The sequence below is a fragment of the Streptomyces sp. NRRL F-2580 genome (genome assembly GCF_000720115.1).
Lineage (GTDB): Bacteria > Actinomycetota > Actinomycetes > Streptomycetales > Streptomycetaceae > Streptomyces.
The window spans coordinates 238,275-255,334 of the sequence record NZ_JOIR01000001.1 but is presented as its reverse complement, the minus strand read 5'-3'; the positions used below and the strand labels follow the sequence as shown (position 1 = coordinate 255,334).

General features: G+C 70.0%; 16 protein-coding genes, 1 pseudogene and 1 riboswitch. Of the genes and pseudogenes, 10 read left to right on the top strand and 7 right to left on the bottom strand.

All coding sequences use genetic code 11. The features are described 5' to 3' along the window. Positions 1–7 precede the first annotated feature (7 nt). From IF88_RS0101380 to ribD, 4 genes are read right to left on the bottom strand one after another with little or no spacing between them, the layout of a single operon-like run. The gene (locus IF88_RS0101380) at positions 8–1,297 is read right to left on the bottom strand and encodes a bifunctional 3,4-dihydroxy-2-butanone-4-phosphate synthase/GTP cyclohydrolase II (RefSeq protein ID WP_051836252.1); all 1,290 of its coding nucleotides are present in this window, start codon (positions 1,295–1,297) and stop codon (positions 8–10) included. Beyond that, positions 1,294–1,950, bottom strand: coding sequence for a nicotinamide mononucleotide transporter family protein (locus tag IF88_RS0101375; protein WP_030706570.1), 657 nt, complete (start codon positions 1,948–1,950; stop codon positions 1,294–1,296). Before IF88_RS0101375 ends, IF88_RS0101380 begins: the two co-directional genes overlap by 4 nt. Further along, entirely contained in the window at positions 1,947–2,576 is a 630-nt protein-coding gene (locus tag IF88_RS0101370; protein WP_030706568.1) for a riboflavin synthase, read from the bottom strand. The genes IF88_RS0101375 and IF88_RS0101370 overlap by 4 nt, the downstream gene beginning before the upstream one ends. Then, complete coding sequence (ribD, locus tag IF88_RS0101365) at positions 2,577–3,713, bottom strand: bifunctional diaminohydroxyphosphoribosylaminopyrimidine deaminase/5-amino-6-(5-phosphoribosylamino)uracil reductase RibD (RefSeq protein WP_078892631.1); 1,137 nt, start codon at positions 3,711–3,713, stop codon at positions 2,577–2,579. It abuts the gene before it with no gap. 150 nt (positions 3,714–3,863) lie between these two features. Continuing rightward, positions 3,864–3,994, bottom strand: a riboswitch (FMN riboswitch). Positions 3,995–4,325: 331 nt separating this feature from the next. On the opposite strand from ribD, the gene IF88_RS0101360 reads away from it, so the two are divergent. The 3 genes from IF88_RS0101360 to IF88_RS0101350 all read left to right on the top strand — a co-directional run bounded on the left by IF88_RS0101360 (position 4,326) and on the right by IF88_RS0101350 (position 8,430). After that, positions 4,326–6,677 carry a chitinase C-terminal domain-containing protein gene (locus IF88_RS0101360; RefSeq protein WP_030706564.1) on the top strand — a complete coding sequence of 784 codons (2,352 nt, stop codon included), beginning with the start codon at positions 4,326–4,328 and terminating at the stop codon, positions 6,675–6,677. Between the two features lie 78 nt (positions 6,678–6,755). Continuing rightward, a complete protein-coding gene (locus tag IF88_RS0101355; protein WP_030706562.1) occupies positions 6,756–7,640 on the top strand; it encodes an RNA polymerase sigma-70 factor in 885 nt (294 codons plus the stop codon). Between the two features lie 55 nt (positions 7,641–7,695). Next, positions 7,696–8,430, top strand: coding sequence for an SDR family oxidoreductase (locus IF88_RS0101350; protein ID WP_030706560.1), 735 nt, complete (start codon positions 7,696–7,698; stop codon positions 8,428–8,430). Between the two features lie 536 nt (positions 8,431–8,966). Here IF88_RS0101350 and IF88_RS0101345 read toward each other — a convergent pair. Next, a complete protein-coding gene (locus IF88_RS0101345; RefSeq protein ID WP_030706559.1) occupies positions 8,967–10,160 on the bottom strand; it encodes an ROK family transcriptional regulator in 1,194 nt (397 codons plus the stop codon). Between the two features lie 55 nt (positions 10,161–10,215). On the opposite strand from IF88_RS0101345, the gene IF88_RS0101340 reads away from it, so the two are divergent. The 3 genes and pseudogenes from IF88_RS0101340 to IF88_RS0101330 all read left to right on the top strand — a co-directional run bounded on the left by IF88_RS0101340 (position 10,216) and on the right by IF88_RS0101330 (position 13,571). Then, positions 10,216–11,454, top strand: a complete 1,239-nt coding sequence (locus IF88_RS0101340; protein ID WP_051836290.1) for an MFS transporter — start codon at positions 10,216–10,218, stop codon at positions 11,452–11,454. Between the two features lie 93 nt (positions 11,455–11,547). Continuing rightward, positions 11,548–11,703 (top strand): annotated as a pseudogene (locus tag IF88_RS45160) (nitrate reductase); the annotation flags it as partial. Positions 11,704–11,789: 86 nt separating this feature from the next. Continuing rightward, positions 11,790–13,571 (top strand): recombinase family protein, encoded by a 1,782-nt coding sequence (locus IF88_RS0101330; RefSeq protein ID WP_158754268.1) that lies wholly within the window; start codon positions 11,790–11,792, stop codon positions 13,569–13,571. Between the two features lie 277 nt (positions 13,572–13,848). On the opposite strand, the gene IF88_RS0101320 is transcribed toward IF88_RS0101330, so the two are convergent. Both IF88_RS0101320 and IF88_RS0101315 read right to left on the bottom strand, forming a co-directional pair. Continuing rightward, entirely contained in the window at positions 13,849–14,040 is a 192-nt protein-coding gene (locus IF88_RS0101320) for a DUF397 domain-containing protein (RefSeq protein ID WP_030706552.1), read from the bottom strand. Continuing rightward, a complete protein-coding gene (locus IF88_RS0101315; RefSeq protein ID WP_078892629.1) occupies positions 14,037–14,870 on the bottom strand; it encodes a helix-turn-helix domain-containing protein in 834 nt (277 codons plus the stop codon). The genes IF88_RS0101320 and IF88_RS0101315 overlap by 4 nt, the downstream gene beginning before the upstream one ends. Positions 14,871–14,968: 98 nt before the next feature. On the opposite strand from IF88_RS0101315, the gene IF88_RS0101310 reads away from it, so the two are divergent. The 4 genes from IF88_RS0101310 (at position 14,969) to IF88_RS0101285 (ending at position 17,054) form a co-directional block, all read left to right on the top strand. Continuing rightward, a complete protein-coding gene (locus IF88_RS0101310; RefSeq protein ID WP_158754266.1) occupies positions 14,969–15,226 on the top strand; it encodes a hypothetical protein in 258 nt (85 codons plus the stop codon). 7 nt (positions 15,227–15,233) lie between these two features. Beyond that, entirely contained in the window at positions 15,234–15,629 is a 396-nt protein-coding gene (locus IF88_RS0101305; RefSeq protein ID WP_030706547.1) for a hypothetical protein, read from the top strand. 698 nt (positions 15,630–16,327) lie between these two features. Further along, the gene (locus IF88_RS0101290; RefSeq protein WP_030706544.1) at positions 16,328–16,555 is read left to right on the top strand and encodes a hypothetical protein; all 228 of its coding nucleotides are present in this window, start codon (positions 16,328–16,330) and stop codon (positions 16,553–16,555) included. Then, entirely contained in the window at positions 16,533–17,054 is a 522-nt protein-coding gene (locus IF88_RS0101285) for a DUF6879 family protein (protein ID WP_030706543.1), read from the top strand. The genes IF88_RS0101290 and IF88_RS0101285 overlap by 23 nt, the downstream gene beginning before the upstream one ends. Positions 17,055–17,060 lie beyond the last annotated feature (6 nt).

The following is a 17,060-nucleotide window of genomic DNA, read 5'->3' as shown; positions in this document are numbered from 1 at the left end:
TGCGTGCTTACTGGTTGCCGCAGGCGGACGTGGTCACGGCCCCGTCCAGCCAGGGCAGGTCGTGGCCCATCCGGTCCCGCTTGGTGCGCAGGTACCGCAGATTGTGCTCGCCGGCCTCGACCGGCATGGCCTCCCGGCTGGTGACCTCGATGCCGTGCCGGACGAGGGCGGCGGACTTGTCGGGGTTGTTGGTGAGCAGCCGGACCGTGTGCGCGCCGAGGTCGGCGAGGATCTGCGCGCCGGCGGCGTAGTCGCGGGCGTCGGCGGGCAGGCCCAGTTCCAGGTTGGCGTCGAGGGTGTCGCGGCCGCGCTCCTGGAGCTCGTACGCGCGCAGCTTGGACAGCAGTCCGATGCCGCGGCCCTCGTGGCCGCGCAGGTAGACGACGACCCCGCGGCCCTCGGCCTTGATCCGCTCCATGGAGGCGTGCAGCTGGGGGCCGCAGTCGCAGCGCTGGGAGGCGAAGATGTCGCCGGTCAGGCATTCGGAGTGCATGCGGACCAAGAGGTCGCTGCCGTCGCCGATCTCGCCGTGGACGAGGGCGACGTGCTCGACGCCGTCGACGGTGGAGCGGTAGCCGTAGGCCGTGAACTCGCCGAAGGCGGTCGGGAGGCTGACCTCGGCCTCGCGGCGCACGGTGGGCTCGGCGGAGCGGCGGTAGGCGATCAGGTCCTCGATGGAGATGATCGTCAGGCCGTGCTTGCGGGCGAAGGGGATCAGCTCGGGCAGGCGCAGCATGACGCCGTCCTCGCCGGCGATCTCCACGATGGCACCGGCCGGGCGCAGGCCCGCGAGGCGGGCCAGGTCGACGGCGGCCTCGGTGTGGCCGTTGCGGACCAGGACGCCGCCGGGCTTGGCGCGCAGCGGGAAGATGTGGCCGGGGCGGACGAAGTCGCCGGGTCCGGAGACCCCGTCGGCGAGGAGGCGCAGGGTGGTGGCGCGGTCGGCGGCCGAGATGCCGGTGGAGACGCCGTGGGCGGCGCTCGCGTCGACGGAGACGGTGAAGGCGGTCTTCATCGACTCGGTGTTGTTCTGGACCATCTGGGGGAGTTCGAGCCGGTCCAGCTCGGGGCCCTCCATGGGGGCGCAGATCAGGCCGCGGCACTCGCTCATCATGAAGGCGATGATCTCCGGGGTGGCCTTCTCGGCGGCGATGACGAGGTCGCCCTCGTTCTCCCGGTCCTCGTCGTCGACGACGACGACCGGCCGGCCCGCCGCGATGTCGCGGACGGCCTGCTCGACGGGGTCGAGGAGGAAGGCAACTTCGGGGATCTCGGGCACGGGCTTGAGGGTGGTCATGCCGTTGCTCCTTCCAGGGCCGTGGCGGGGGTGGTGGTGCGCGAGCGCTGGTACCAGTCGTAGGCGCCCCAGACGACGAGGGCGAAGTACACGACGTAGACGAGGCCGGAGAAGGCCAGGCCGCCGTTGAAGGCGAGGGGGACGCCGACCAGGTCGACGAGGAGCCAGGCGATCCAGAACTCGACGAGGCCGCGGGCCTGGGCGACCATCGCGACGATGGTGCCGACGAAGATGTACGCGTCGGCCCACGGGCTCCACGACAGGTCCGGGTAGAGCGTGAACAGGCCGCCGACGGCGAGGGTGCCGAGCGCCGCCCCGGCGAGGAGCAGTCCGCGCTCCTTCCAGGTGGCGGTGCGCACGGCGATGGAACCGTCCTGGGCCTGCTGCCGGCCGAGCTGCCAGGCGCGCCAGCCCCACGCGGCCACGCCGATGACCAGGAGCTGCTTGCCGACGCCGCCCGTGAGGTGGGCGGAGGCGTAGGCGGCGATGAGGATCAGGCCGGAGAGGAGCTGGGCGGGCCAGGTCCATATGGAGCGGCGCCAGCCGAGGGCGAGCGCGGCCAGGCCCATCAGGTTGCCGATCATGTCGGACCAGATGACCTTCTGCCCGAAGACGGTGAAGGCCTCGGCGTTGAGCCAGGTCAGGGCGGTCACCGGGCGTCTCCCGTCGGATTCGCGTGCAGCGGGTCCACGCCGGCGGCCAGGAGGCGCTCGACGTACTTCGCGAGGACGTCGACCTCCAGGTTGACCGGGTCGCCGGCCTGCTTGGTGCCGAGCGTGGTCAGGGCGAGGGTGGTGGGGATGAGGCTGATGGTGAACCAGTCGGCGGCGGCCTCGACCACGGTGAGGCTGACGCCGTCGACGGTGATGGAGCCCTTCTCGACGACGTAGCGGGACAGGTTCTCCGGGAGGGCGACCTTGACGATCTCCCAGTGCTCGGAGGGGGTCCGGGAGAGGATCTCGCCGGTGCCGTCCACGTGCCCCTGGACCAGGTGGCCGCCGAGCCGGCCGCCGAGGGCCATCGGGCGTTCCAGGTTGACCCGGGAGCCCTTGGTCAGGGCGCCGAGGCTGGAGCGGTTGAGGGTCTCCTGCATGACGTCGGCGGTGAACTCGCCGTCGGCGGTCTCCACGACGGTCAGGCAGACGCCGTTGACGGCGATGGAGTCCCCGTGCTTGGCGCCCTCGGTGACGAGGGGGCCGCGCAGCCGGAAGCGGGAGGCCTCCTCGAGCTGCTCGACGGCGGTGACCTCGCCCAGTTCTTCGACGATTCCGGTGAACACTCAGTGCTCCTTCGGGGCGGTGGTGGGGATGGCGGTGATGCGGAGGTCGGGGCCCACGCGGACGGCCTCGGTGATGTCGAGGCGGACGGCCTGGGAGATGTTCGTGATGCCCGCGTCGCCGAAGGCGGCGGGGCCGGCGCCGAGCAGGGCCGGGGCGAGGTAGCCGACGACCCGGTCGACGGTCCCGCCCTCGGCGAAGGCGCCCGCCAGGGTGGGGCCGCCCTCCAGGAGGAGGGAGCGCACGCCGCGGGCGTAGAGCTCCGTCAGGAGCCGGTGGATCGGGATCCGGCCGTCGTGCAGGGGCAGCCGGAGCAGGTCGACGCCGGGCAGGTGGCGGGTGTCGGCGTCCTCGGCGACGACCAGCAGCGTGGGCGCGGAGTCGTCGAGGACGCGGGCGGACGGCAGGATCGCGGCGTGGGTGTCGAGGGCCACGCGCAGGGGCTGGGTGGCTCCGTCGATGCCGCGCACGGCGAGGTGCGGGTCGTCGGCGCGCAGGGTGCCGCCGCCCACCAGGACGGCGTCGGCCTCGGCGCGCAGCCGGTGGACGTCCGCGCGGGACTCGGCGGAGCTGATCCAGCGGCTGGTGCCGTCGGCCGCGGCGCTGCGGCCGTCGAGGGTGGCGGCGTACTTCCAGGTCACGTGGGGGCGGCCGAGCCGTACGGAGGTCAGCCAGGCGGTGTTGCCGGCCTCGGCCTCGGCTTCCAGGAACCCGGCCTCGGTGTCGATCCCGGCGGCGCGCAGGGTGGCCGCGCCACCGCTGGCCTGCGGGTTCGGGTCGGAGACGGCGTAGACCACGCGGGCGATGCCGGCCTCGGCGAGGGCGCGGGCGCAGGGTCCCGTACGGCCGGTGTGGTTGCAGGGTTCGAGGGTGACGTAGGCGGTGCCGCCGCGGGCCGCGTCGCCCGCGGCGCGCAGGGCGTTGACCTCGGCGTGCGGGCCGCCGGCCCGCTCGTGCCAGCCCTCGCCCACGACGGTGCCGCAGGCGTCGGTGATGACGCAGCCGACGACGGGGTTGGGGCTGGTGGAGCCGAGTCCGCGGGCGGCGAGCTCGACGGCTCGGCGCATGGCACGGGTACCCGCGTCGGATGCGGGTGCTGCGTGCGCGGCGTGTGTCGCCACCGGGTCCTCCTGCCTCATCGGGCACGGACTCCGGGGCCTGTCGGGATACGACAGATGAAGCGGTCCAGCTCACAGGGGGGACGCCGAGGCCGGAAAACGGTCCGATCGGGCATGTCCGCAGGGATATGCCGATGAACCGCCGACGGCGGCGTACCTGTGACTGGCCCGCCGCGCACTGCCTCCCATCCGGACTTTAACCGTCGGTCCAGGAATCTCACCTGGTCAACCGGCCGCTGGCTGCGGACGGGTCGCGGACTATAACCGCCGGTTCGGAATTACACCGACCCCGGAGTGCGCTGCTACTGGTACTCCAGCCAGTCTGCCACGGGTGATCCGGCGCCATGCAGGTGATGCGGTGTGGCCTGGCTCACAGAGGGTGACCCGGGGGTGACGCCGGTCGGGCCTCGTCCGCGACCGGAGCCGGCGCCCGGCCGGGACCTGGCGAAGTGGACCCAGGGTTGGTCCAGACCTATTGACGGGGTGGTCTAGTCCTCTTAACGTTCCCTTCATCTTCTCGGGAACAGCCCGTCAGATGTGCGCACGTCACGGGCCAACACGCTTCCGCACCAGCCCTGTTGCTTCACGTTGTGTCCACTTGCGTCCCGCATCCTCCCCTCCCCAGGAGGCACCATGCCGTCCCCCACACGTACGAGAGCGATGCTCCTGGCATCCGGCGCCGCCATCGCCGGACTGCTGGTGGGCGGGCTCTCGGCGGGCGTCTCGCACGCCGCCGACAACGAGAGCTGTCGCCCCGACGGGCTGTACAAGACGGCCGGCGTCGACGTCCCCTACTGCTCGGTCTACGACTCCGAGGGCCGCGAGAAGATGGGCGCCGACCACCAGCGCCGCGTCATCGGGTACTTCACCGGCTGGCGCACCGGCAAGGACGGCACCCCCGCCTACCTCGCCCACGACATCCCGTGGTCCAAGGTCACCCACCTGAACTACGCATTCGCCCACGTGGGTGCCGACAACAAGATCTCCGTCGGCTCGGACGGCGTGAACAACGCCGCCACCGGGATGACCTGGCCCGGCGTCGCGGGCGCCGAGATGGACCAGGCCCTCCCCTACAAGGGCCACTTCAACCAGCTGACCAAGTTCAAGAAGCAGCACCCGAACGTCAAGACGCTGATCTCGGTCGGCGGCTGGGCGGAGACCGGCGGCTACTTCGGCGACGACGGCAACCGCGTCGCCTCCGGCGGCTTCTACTCGATGGCCACCAACGCCGACGGCTCGGTGAACCAGGCCGGTATCGACACCTTCGCCGACTCCTCCGTCGAGTTCGTCCGCACGTACGGGTTCAACGGCGTCGACATCGATTACGAGTACCCGACCACGATGAAGGACGCGGGCAACCCGCTCGACTGGCAGCTGTCCAACGCCCGCCGCGCCGGCCTGGTCCAGGGCTACGCGGCCCTGATGAAGTCCCTGCGCGAGAAGCTCGACCGCGCGGGCGCCGCAGACGGCAGGCACTACCTGCTCTCCGTCGCAGCCCCCTCCTCCGGCTACCTGCTGCGGGGCATGGAGACCTTCCAGATGCAGAAGTACCTGGACTACGTCAACATCATGTCCTACGACCTGCACGGCGCCTGGAACGAGTACGTCGGCCCCAACGCCTCGCTCTTCGACGACGGCAAGGACGGCGAGCTGGCCGCCGCGGGCGTGTACTCCACCTCCCAGTACGGCGGCATCGGCTACCTCAACACCGACTGGGCGTACCACTACTTCCGCGGCTCGATGCCGGGCGGCCGCATCAACATCGGCCTGCCCTACTACACCCGCGGCTTCAAGAACGTGCAGGGCGGCACCGACGGCCTGTGGGGCAAGGCCCCCGCGACCACCTGCCCGGCCGGCGCGGGCCTGACCAAATGCGGTGACGGCGCGGTCGGCATCGACAACCTGTGGCACGACAAGGACACCAACGGGGTCGAGTCCCCGGCGGGCTCCAACCCGATGTGGCACGCCAAGAACCTGGAGAAGGGGGTCGTCGGCGACTACGTCACCACGTACGGCTTCCCGGCCAACACCACGCTGACCGGCACCTACGTCCGCAAGTACGACTCCACCCTGGTGGCGCCGTGGCTGTGGAACGCGCAGAAGAAGGTCTTCCTCTCGACGGAGGACGAGCAGTCGGTGGCCGCCAAGGCCGACTACGTGGTGAACAAGGGCATCGGCGGGACGATGGTCTGGGAGCTCGCCGGCGACTACGCGTACAACGCGGCCAAGGGCCAGTACGAGGGGGGCGACACGCTCACCGACGCGATGTACCAGAAGTTCAAGTCGGCCTCGCCGTACGGCGCGAGGAAGTCCACCACCGCCCTGCCCACCCGGGCCGTGAACATCAAGACGGAGTTCACCGAGTTCAAGCTGGGCGACTCCAACTACCCGCTCACCCCGAAGCTCAAGATCACCAACAACACGAACGCGACGCTGCCCGGCGGCACCGAGTTCCAGTTCGACTACGGGACCTCGGCCCCGGACAACGCCTCCGACCAGTCGGGCTTCGGTACCAAGGTGATCAGCAGCGGTCACACCGGCAACAACGTCGGCGGCCTGAAGGGCGACTTCCAGCGGGTCTCCCTGAAGCTGCCGGCCTGGCAGACGCTGGCCCCGGGCGCCTCGGTCGACCTGGCCTTCAACTACTACCTGCCGGTCTCCACGCCCTCCAACTGGACGGTGAACATCTCCGGCACCACCTACGCCCTCGCCGGGGACCTGGCGCGCGGCACCACGGTGACGGAACCGGGCGGCACCCAGCCGCCGACCACCCCGCCCACCACTCCCCCGACCACGCCGCCCACCACCCCTGCGCCGACGGGCGGGACCTGCACGGGCCCGGCGTACGTGGCGGGCACGGTCTACAACAGCGGCAACGTCGTCTCGCACAAGGGCCACACCTGGAAGGCACAGTGGTGGACGCAGAACGAGGAGCCCGGCACCACCGGTGAATGGGGTGTCTGGAAGGACCAGGGCGCCTGCTGACCCTGATCCGCGCGTGAGCGAGTGAGGACCCGGTGGCCCGGCGGCCACCGGGTCCTCGCCCGTGCCTAGGCTGTCCGGGTGAGCACCCATGTCACCGCGAGCGACGCGGTCTTCGAGGAACACCGGCCCCGGATGTTCGGCATCGCCTACCGCATGCTCGGCTCCGCCGCGGAGGCCGAGGACACCGTTCAGGACGCGTACCTGCGCTGGGCGTCGGCGGACCGCGGGGACGTCGGGCACCCGGGGGCCTGGCTCGCCAAGGTCGTCACGAACCTGTGCCTCAACCAGCTCACCTCGGCGCGGGCCCGGCGCGAGGAGTACGTCGGCCCCTGGCTGCCCGAGCCGGTCCTCACCGGGGACGGGACGCTCGGCCCGCTGGAGTCGGCGGAGCAGCGGGACAGCGTGTCCATGGCCCTGCTGGTGCTCATGGAGCAGCTCACGCCGGTGGAGCGGGCGGTGTACGTGCTGCGCGAGGCCTTCGCGTACGGACACCGGGAGATCGCCGGGCTGCTCGACCTCTCCGAGGCCAACTGCCGCCAGCTGTACCGGCGGGCGGCCCGGCACGTGGAGGCCCCGCGGCCGCGCTTCCGGCCCGACCCCGCGCAGTGGCAGGGCCTGGTGGACACCTTCATGTCGGCGGCGCGCAGCGGGGACGTGTCCCGGCTGGAGAGCATGCTGACGGCGGACGTGCGGTACGTGTCGGACGGCGGCGGCGTGGTCAACGCGGCCCGGCGGCCGATCCTGGGCCGCGACAAGGTGGCCCGCTTCGCGATCGGCGCGCTGGGCAAGTACGTGGCGGGCCTGCCGATCACCTTCACGGAGGTCAACGGGGCGCCCGCGCTGCTGTTCGGGGAGGCGGCGGTCCTGCTGATCGAATTCGAGGACGGCCTGGTCAGCGGGATGCAGGCGGTCGTGAACCCGGAGAAGCTGCAATTCCTGCGGCGCCAGCTGTCACATTCCTGAGGGCTGTCCAGTCCCTGCTGGCGAAGGCTTTTCTCCAGGGAAGGACGGACGGACCATGAGCACCATCCTCGTCACCGGCGGCACGGGAACCCTCGGATCGCAGGTCGTCACCCGGCTGCGGGACGCGGGCCACGAGGTCCGCGTCCTGAGCCGGCACGCCCCGGACCACCCCGTCGACCTGCGGGACGGCGGCGGGCTGGACGCGGCGACGGCGGGCGCCGAGGTCGTCGTGCACTGTGCGAGCAGCCCGCGCGGCGGGGACGAGACGGCGGCGGGCCACCTCATCGAGGCGGCCCGGCGGGCCGGAACGGTCCGCAACGTCGTCTACATCTCGATCGTGGGCGTGGACCAGGTTCCGTACCCGTACTACCAGGTCAAGCACAAGGTCGAGCGGATGCTGGAGGAGTCGGGCCTGGGCTGGACGGTGCTGCGCACCACCCAGTTCCACGACCTCGTCCACGGCTACTTCCGGGCGATGGCGAAGCTGCCGGTCCTGCTGGTGCCCGCGGGGACTCGGGACCAGCCGATCTCGGTCGACGAGGTCGCGGACCGGCTGGCAGCCCTCGCGGCCGCCCCACCGGCGGGGCGGGTACCGGACATGGGCGGCCCCGAGTCGCGCGACATGACGGACCTGGCCCGGGCCTACCTCCGCGGCACGGGCCGCCGCCGCCCGGTCCTCCCGGTCCGGCTCCCGGGCAAGGCCTTCGCGGCCTTCCGCCGCGGCGCGCACCTGACTCCGGCGCACGCCGTCGGCAAGGCCACGTTCGAGGACTTCCTGTCGGCGCGTTGACGGCCCGGGCGTGCCGGGGCTCCACCCCGCACCCCGCGCCTCAAACGCCGGAGGGGCTGGATCGTGCGGCCCAAAGATCGGGGCTCCGCCCCGGACCCCGCCGGGCTCCGCCCGGACCCGCTCCTCAAACGCCGGAGGGGCTGAATTCGTGCGGCGCGGGCCGAGGTCAGGGCCGGAGCCGCGCCCTGTCGGGCAGGGCCGGTTGGCTGCGCCGCTCGGGCGGGGTACGGGGCCGGTTGCACCGGGGCCCAGCCGGGGCCGGGGGCCGGTTGCGGCGAGGCCGAGCGGGTGGGGGCCGGTTGTGCCGGGGGCGGGCGCGCGCCGGGGCGTCTCCTCGGGCGCCGAACGTGACGAGGGGTCGGAGAGCGCAACCTCGTTGCGTTCGACGCCCTGCGGGGATCACCCCGACACACACCCACCCCCGTCCCAACCGGCCGGTTCGGCCTCGCCGCGCACATTCAGCCTCGCCGGCGATTGAGGCGCGGGGTCCGGGGCGGAGCCCCGCCTAGCCACCCGTGGGACCGGTCCTGCCGGTCCTACCCCCCGAACAGGACTTCCTGCGCCGCCTCGCGGGCGGCCAGGCGGGCGCCGGTGAGGACCGCCCGGTCACCGAGCACGGTGGCGCGGACCGCGGTCGGCACCGGGGACAGGGTGGCGAGTCGGGCGGCGACGCGGGCGGCCAGCGCATCGCCCCCCGCGCGCCCGAGCTCACCGCCGAGGACCACGCAGCCCGGGTCGAGCACCGCCGCAACCGCCGCGGCGCCGAGGGCGAGCCGCTCGGCCAGCGCGTCCAGGAACACGTCTCCGGCCGCCCCGGCCACCGCCTCCTCCGCCGGCCCCCGGAAGCCGTGTTCCGCCGCGAGCGCCGCCACCGCCTCCCGGCCCGCCAGGGCGTGGAAGCCGCCCCCGCACTCGGTGGCCGACGGCAGGGTGCCGGTGCCGGGTACCGGGAGGAAGCCGATCTCGCCCGCCCCGCCGGAGGCGCCCCGGCGCAGCCGGCCGTCCAGGACCACCGCCGCGCCCACGCCCGCGCCGAGCCACAGCAGCACGAAGGAGTCCAGGTCGCGGGCGACGCCCAGGCGCTGTTCGGCGAGGGCGGCCAGGTTGGTCTCGTTCTCGACCACCACCACGGCGGGCAGGGTCCGTTGCAGGGCGCCCACCAGGTCGCGGTGCCACGCGGGCAGGCCGATGGTGTCGCGGAGTTCGCCGGTGGCCGGGGTGACCAGGCCGGGGGCTCCGATGACGACGGTGTGCAGGGCGGACGCGCCGGCCTCGTGCGCGGTGCGCAGCAGGGCCGCGACCGCGTCCTCGGGTGCGCCGACGGGCAGGGCGGCCTCGGCCAGGGGCCGGCCGAGGAGGTCGGTGACGACGGCGGTGACCCGGTCGGTGCGGACGTCCAGGGCGGCCAGGTGCGCGCGGTCGGCGACGATCCCGTACAGCTTGGCGTTGGGGCCGCGCCGCTGTTCGCCGGACTCCCCGACGACCTCGATCAGCCCGGCTCCGGTGAGCCGTTCGACGAGGTCGGCGACCGAGGGGCGGGAGAGGCCGGTCATGGACTTGAGCTGGGCGGCCGTCAGCGGCCCGGACTCCTGGAGGAGCCGCAGGGCGAGGCGGTCGTTGAGGGCCCGGGCCGTGCTGGGCGAGGCGGGCGACGGTGCCGGGGCAGGGGCAGGGGCAGGGGCAGGGGCAGGGGACGGTACCGGGGCGGGGGCGGAAGTCACGGCGCCCATCCTAGGGAGTCGAGGCCATTATCTATCAGGCAGGGTCCCTGATAGTTTAATGCTCATGACCGGGGACAACGACCTCAGCCCGGCGCGCCTGCGCCATGCCCGTTTCGCCATCGCGGCCGTCTTCTGCGCCCACGGCGCCGTCACCGGCTCCTTCGCCACCCGCATCCCCTGGATCCAGGACCACGCCCAGCTCAGCGCGGGCACCCTGGGACTCGCCCTCGCCTTCCCCGCCCTCGGTGCGGCGTTCGCGATGCCGCTGGCCGGGCGGATCAACCACCGGTTCGGCGCGCGCACCGCACTGCGGGGACTGCTGGCGATGTGGACCCTCTCCCTGATCCTGCCGAGCCTCGCCCCGAACCTGCCCGTCCTCTGCCTGGCACTGCTCGTCTACGGGGCCACCGCGGGCATGTCGGACGTGGCGATGAACGCCCTGGGCGTGGAGACCGAGAACCGGCTGGGCCACTCGATCATGTCCTCGCTGCACGGCATGTGGAGCGTGGGCGCGCTGATCGGATCGGCCGCCGGGACGGTCGCCGCGCACACCGGGGCCGACGCCCGGCTGCACCACCTGGTCGCCGCGCTCGTCCTCACCGCGGCCGGCCTGATCGCCGTACGGGGCGTACTGGACCTGCGCAGCGACGCGGAGGCGCAGGCACCGCCGCACTTCACGCTGCCCCCGAAGTCCGCGCTGTTCATCGGGGCCATCGGCTTCTGCGCGGTCTTCGCCGAGGGCGCGAGCCTGGACTGGTCGGCGGTGTACCTGCGGGACGTGCTGCACACGGACGCCGGGCTGGCGGCCGCCTCCACCACCGCCTTCGCGCTCACCATGGCCGTGGCCCGGCTGGCCGGGGACCGGGTGGTGGACCGGTTCGGGCCGGTGCGCACCGTCCGGGCGGGCGGCGTACTGGCCACCGCGGGCGGGCTGCTCGTGGTCCTGGTGCGGCACCCGGGGGCGGCCCTGGCCGGCTTCGGGATGATCGGGCTCGGCATCGCGGTGGTGGTCCCGCTGGCCTTCGCCGCGGCGGGGCGCAGCGGGCCGGCCCCGGCCGAGGCCATCGCGGGCGTCGCGACGATCACGTACACCTCGGGGCTGATCGCGCCGTCGGCGATCGGCGCGGTGGCCGACGCGAGTTCGCTGGTGGTGTCCTTCGGACTGGTCACGCTGCTGGCCTTCGCGCTGGTCGTGGGCGCCGCGGTACTGCGCCGGCGGCCGCCGGTGGGGCAGTCTGGGGGCGGGGCCGGCGAGAAGGCCGACCCGGCCGATCGGGACGAACCCATCGATATCCGGCCGTAATATGTCGACTGGCCGCAGCGGCACTTCCGTGCGCTGCGGCCTCGACATGTCAGCGGCCGGCGCTGGGGAGTGTCCGGAGAAGAGGAGTGGAACATGGGCCTCGGCGTGGGTTGGACCCTGCACGGAGACGGGCGGACACCCGCCCCCGGCGCGGTGGTCCGGCCGGAGGAGCGGCTGTCGTGGCCGCGGACCGCCGGGCTGGGCGCCCAGCACGTCGTGGCGATGTTCGGCGCGAGCTTCGTCGCTCCGAGTGTGCATCACGGGACCTAGGCACTGCCTGGTCGGGACTTTGGTCCGTCAGCGACGGGTGTATCCATCACCTATCGTTGGAGGACGTGACAACCGTGGTTCCCGCACCTGCCCCCATCCGACTCCGCCCCGCCGAGGACGACGGAATACCCGCATCGTTCCGGCGTAAGAAGCGCGGCATCATCTACGTCCGCGTATCTCAGGCTCGGGCAGACATGATCAGCCCGGAACTCCAGGTCGGCCACGGCATGAAGCTGGCCGATGCAAACGACATCGAAGTGACCATCGAGCCGATCATGGACCTCGGTGAGTCTGGCCGAGAGTTCGAGGACCGGAAGATCTCCGAGATCAAGGAGATGGCCCGGAACAAGGAATTCGATGTCCTGATCCTCTGGATCTGGTCGCGCTTCGGGCGCAACCTGCGTGAGTCGCTGCAACACCTTGACGATCTCCTGGCCTACGGGATCGAGGTCCGGGCAGCTCACGAGGACTTCGACGGCAAGACGACGATCGGCCGCTTCGCCATCGCTCAGATGCTCAACATTGCCGAGCTGGAGTCCAACCAGAAGTCGGACATGTGGAAGGCGGCCATCGAGCGCCGCAAGAATCACGGCCTCCCCCACGGTTCGGCTGGCCGCGGAAAGTTCGGTTACTACCGCTGCGACACATGCCCTACACCCGAACCGGGCAAGCCTATGGACAAGTGCCCGAACTGCAAGGACGGCGTTCTCAAGCGCGACAGGGTCACTAACCCCATCTACGGCCAGCTCTACCTTGACGCCATCAAGGGCAAGTCGGCACGGTCAATGGTTCTGTGGCTGCGCGCGAAGGGAGTCGTTCACTGGACGGGCCGGGAGATCGACGCCGGGGACCTCTACTCGATCTTGGATTCCGGCTTCGGGCTTGGCTACGTCCGGTACACGCTCCCGGAAGAGCTCCATGTCGTGATCACACGCGAGGACGGGACCACCAAGAAGAGGCGTAAGAGCGCGCACAGGGACATCACCTCGTACCTCTATTACCGAGGCAAGCATCAGGCGATCTGGGACGATCCTGTCTACTGCGAGCAGGTCTGGGATGCGTACGTTGCGCGTCGCCTCAAGGGCAAGCAGGACGACGACAAGGCCCACGACCACTCAGCTAAGTACGAAGTCTCGGGAGCCCTGACATGCTCGGGCTGCGGCAACAATATGCACGCCATGCTTCGCGCCAAGAAGGTCCAGAGGCCCTGGAAGGACGGGAAGCCCAACCCCTTCGACGTGCTGTTCCGATGCACACGGCAGATGAAGTTCAAGGACTGCCCTGGCGGGGGTGTCTACGTCTCGCTGGAGACGGTCATGACAGTCGTCAAGGACTGGCTGTTGAAGCGCGTTGAGGAAGATCCGCAGGGCGCTGGAAGCGTGCCGGCCCGCGTGGCTCAGCTCCAGGCGCAGCAGATCAAGGAGAAGGCCACCGAGGAGACGATTCGGTTGGATCAGATCACCCGGGAGCTGACGGAGCTACGGGCCAAGGAAGACAAGCTGACGGATGCCGTTCTCAACGAGTTGATCTCGGACGAGGCCGCCCGTCGCCGCCGGGCGGAATACGACGGTACGAAATACCGCCTCAAGGAGGAGCAGGCCGCCCTCAAGAAGAAGATCAAGGACGCTCCGGTAATTACGCCGAAGCCCGAGATCGAGGACTTCGCGACGGTCATGAAGCTGCTGGAGGTGGCAGATGTGGCCGACCAGCGAAAGTTGATCAAGACCTTGGTGCGGGAGATACGGGTGAACCGTGGCCGGAAGGTCGCAACCAAGTGCACGATCTGGCCCATGTGGGTTCCGCCGCCGCCGAAGCCCACCAAGAAGGACCAGGAGCTGGCGGCCTAGCCCTCCGCAAGGCGGTCGGCGTACTTGATGGTCAACTCGGCAACGGTCTGCCAGAAGGCGTCCAGGCAGTCTTCCTGCGTCACGACCTCGCCCCGGTCACCCACAATGTCACATCCCAACTTTAACCGCTAAGCGAGGCCCCTCCCCAGGGAGGGGCCTCCGTGCATTTACGACCGTACCACGAATGTCACATTCCAACTTGCGGAGGTGAACTAACCCCCTCCGCGGCACTGGCCGCGGAGGGGGTCAGTTCGTTCATACAGACGTGACGGGGGGCCTAGCGTTCGCCACCCTTGGCGTAGCCGAGGAACGCGGACCAGGCGGCAGGCGACGCCGTCAGCAGTCCCTTGCCGTGGTCCTTGGTGTCGCGCACGTGGACGACGGGAGCGTCGCCCGCAGCGACCTCAACGCAGTTGTCCGGGTCTCCACCGCTGTAACTGGACTTGCGCCACACCAGGTCAGCACTCACTTGCGGTACTCCTCAATCACTGCACGGATCAGTTCGATCGACCGAGTCTTCGGCAGCGCGCTACTCAGGACGCGATCGTAGAGGACAGCGTAGCTATCAGCCTCGCTGCCTTGGAACATTCTTCCCGTTGACGGGCCTTCGGTGTAGGCCACCGTGGTACCGCTCCGCATGGTCAGTACGGACAGGCTGCCCGTCAGGACTGCGGGGACGGTCTCACCGAAGGACAGCACGTGGACCTCAATCCGCGGCCTCTCGCTCAACTTGATCAGGTGCTCAAGCTGCTCAACCATCACCGACTTCGATCCGACCACACGTCGGATCGCCGCCTCGTCCAGGACGGCCAGGAACCATGGGGCAGAGGGGCCCGTGAGTATGGCCTGACGTTCGACACGGCTTTCAGCCACGGCCACCGGGTCTCGACCGTTCACGAAAGACATGGATTCAGCAAGGGCGAACGCGTAGTCGTGAGTCTGGAACAGACCAGGCACGACCTGCGAGTACTCCTGGATCTTTTTGGCTCGCTTCTGGTGGTCCAGAAATCCTTCGGCGTACTCAGTGACGGTCTTGATGGCCAGGAGCGGCCACAGCTCGTTCAGCTCGTCGCCGGCGTCGAAGACCTTGTCGAGCTTGGCTACCAGCCCTTCCGACGGACTCGCCTGACCCCGCTCCAGCTTCCTGATCAGGGATTCGTTGCTGAAAACCTCGTCTGCAAGCTGCTTCGGGGTCCACCCACGCGCGTCCCTCATTCGGCGCACTTTGGACCCGAGGAGTCCAGCAGGTGTCGACGTGTCCAGATCTAGTCGCGGTCGGCCGCGCGGAGCAGTCCCCATCTTTTCTGCCTTCTCCAACTCATCCCAATAAAACTCCTGTTCAGGCTAGCCACTCAGGGCCACGCTCTCCATCAGACGGACAAAGAAGGTCGACGGAGGTGGTGAAGGTGAACAGTTTCCGGCTTCGGGACATCGTCGTGGACGGCCAGCGTCAGCAGGTCGGTCGCATCGTAGACATCCCCGAGGACAGCGACACGCTGACGCTCGTCCGGCCGCCCGGCGAGACCACCTGGACCGCGAGGCGGGCGATGTGCTGGCCCGCCTCCGAGGAGGAGGCCGCAGTGGTCGTCGGTGAGGTTGTCGAGCGTGTGATCGGCGGGTCCGAGAGGCCCCTCCTACCGCGCGGAAGGGCCTGAGCCGAGCATGTTCAAGCTGCGCCAGAAGGTGTTCGACAACAACCGGGGCGAACGTGGAGAGGTGACCAAGGTTCACCCGTTGGGGGGCCTGATCACGCTCCAGAACGCCAACGGGTTCTCGTGGCTCGCCGCGAACGAGAACTGCTCGGCGACGGAGAAGCGGAAGCCGACCATCATCGAGCGGCCCTCGGGGGAGCCGTTCAGGATTCCCCCTGGCACGATCCCGCACGAGAACATGCGGCCCTTCGACCTGAGGGTGGGGGACTTCGCCTTCCTCGACGGCCGGCTCCTGCGGATCAGGGACATGCGCGGACGGTTCGGCGGCGGGAGAACGCTCATCTTCGACGGGGGTAGGGCCAGACCGGCTGGAGGCGCCGAGCGGATCTACCGCAGCCTTCGCTAACTCCTCGCCCCGGCTGTGATCACTCCATCTCCCGGCCGGGGCGAGGGCTCAACCACAGACGGAAGCAATGGCTCGGATCGTCCTCATTACCCCGTCAGTAGCCGACCTCGGTTACCTGCACCAGGTCTTCCGTGACCCGATCTCCCAACGGATCTACGCGTTGAGATGCCCGGGAACGAGTTGTCATCGACTCGCTGCCGTCGTCCGAGGTCGCATCACCGACCACACGGACTACACCCTCAGAGACCCCTGCCTGATGTCTGGGGTCGCCATTGAAGACCGGGCGGCCAGGCGCCGGCCTTCCCGCACGATCGCCCCTAGCTGGAGGAGCGACTAGTGGAGACCTCGGAGATCGTGGTGTACCGACTGATCACGTTCCTTACCTGCTTCGCCCTGGGCGTGCTCATGTGCGCTGTCTGGATCAACAAGGGCTCATAGTTCTCCCACGCGCCGATCAGCCGTACCCGCGTGGGACGCGCTCCCGAGAGTTTCTGGCACCTCCCCCATGCCAGGAAGGGAGCCGGTCCGGCCGCCTGTGGGTCGCCCCGGGCGGCCGGACCACTGCTCGGGAAGAACCTGTAGCAAACCAGCCATCCCCAGAACTGACTGTGCAAGTTCGCGCAAGTTCGATGCGCCGACGAGTGGTTGCGGCGCAAGCTTTCACACAGAGATCGTCCGTACCTAGCAAGGAGGAGATCATGGCCCTGCGGATGCTTGGCAAGGACCCCGAGAGCAGGGACGGCGGCTCGCCCACGATCTACTTGGACGAGGACACCAACACCTACCTGGTGCAAGGGTTCAAGGTGACCGACGACGAGCGGCGGGCGCTCATGAGCATCCCCGGGCACGAGGATGTGATCGAACTGCCCCGTCGGATGGTGCAGTTCTTCTTGGAGGTGGAAGGTGACGAAGGTACCGACGTTTGAGGAGTTGCTGTCTTCGGCGCAGCACTCGGCCATCCACTTGGAGATGCGGGACGGCTACATGTCGGACCCCGGCCTCGACGCGTGGAAGGCCGGCGAGCGGAACCGGCGCGAGGACAACGACGAGGAGCTGTGGCCCTGGCTCCGGTGGGTCAGGGAGGCCACCGCGCGTGGCGTCCTGATCCGGCGGGCCCGAGTCTTCTCCACTCCCGAGTCGGACTACCTGAGGTTCGAGCACCACATCTCCGACGCCAACGTCCGGGCCGGTGAGCAGATCAAGTGGCTGCCGCGTCGGCGGGCCACGGACATCGCGTTCCCTGGCAATGATTTCTGGATCTTCGATGGGCACTATGCCTTGATCAATCACTTCACCGGTGACGGTGAGTGGGCTGAGGACCCCATCGAGGTCTGTACCGATCCGGCGATCATCAAGCTCTGCACGTCGGCCTTCGAGGCCGTCTGGGAGCGAGCTACCCCGCACTCGGAGTATCAGCCCACCTGACCGCGC

Excerpts from the sequence above, each read along its gene's own strand:
- IF88_RS0101380 (WP_051836252.1), bottom strand. The coding sequence starts at position 1,297 with ATGACCACCCTCAAGCCCGTGCCCGAGATCCCCGAAGTTGCCTTCCTC.
- ribD (WP_078892631.1), bottom strand. The coding sequence starts at position 3,713 with ATGAGGCAGGAGGACCCGGTGGCGACACACGCCGCGCACGCAGCACCC.
- IF88_RS0101360 (WP_030706564.1), top strand. The coding sequence starts at position 4,326 with ATGCCGTCCCCCACACGTACGAGAGCGATGCTCCTGGCATCCGGCGCC.
- IF88_RS0101350 (WP_030706560.1), top strand. The coding sequence starts at position 7,696 with ATGAGCACCATCCTCGTCACCGGCGGCACGGGAACCCTCGGATCGCAG.
- IF88_RS0101345 (WP_030706559.1), bottom strand. The coding sequence starts at position 10,160 with ATGGGCGCCGTGACTTCCGCCCCCGCCCCGGTACCGTCCCCTGCCCCT.
- IF88_RS0101340 (WP_051836290.1), top strand. The coding sequence starts at position 10,216 with ATGACCGGGGACAACGACCTCAGCCCGGCGCGCCTGCGCCATGCCCGT.
- IF88_RS0101315 (WP_078892629.1), bottom strand. The coding sequence starts at position 14,870 with ATGGGGACTGCTCCGCGCGGCCGACCGCGACTAGATCTGGACACGTCG.
- IF88_RS0101305 (WP_030706547.1), top strand. The coding sequence starts at position 15,234 with ATGTTCAAGCTGCGCCAGAAGGTGTTCGACAACAACCGGGGCGAACGT.
- IF88_RS0101290 (WP_030706544.1), top strand. The coding sequence starts at position 16,328 with ATGGCCCTGCGGATGCTTGGCAAGGACCCCGAGAGCAGGGACGGCGGC.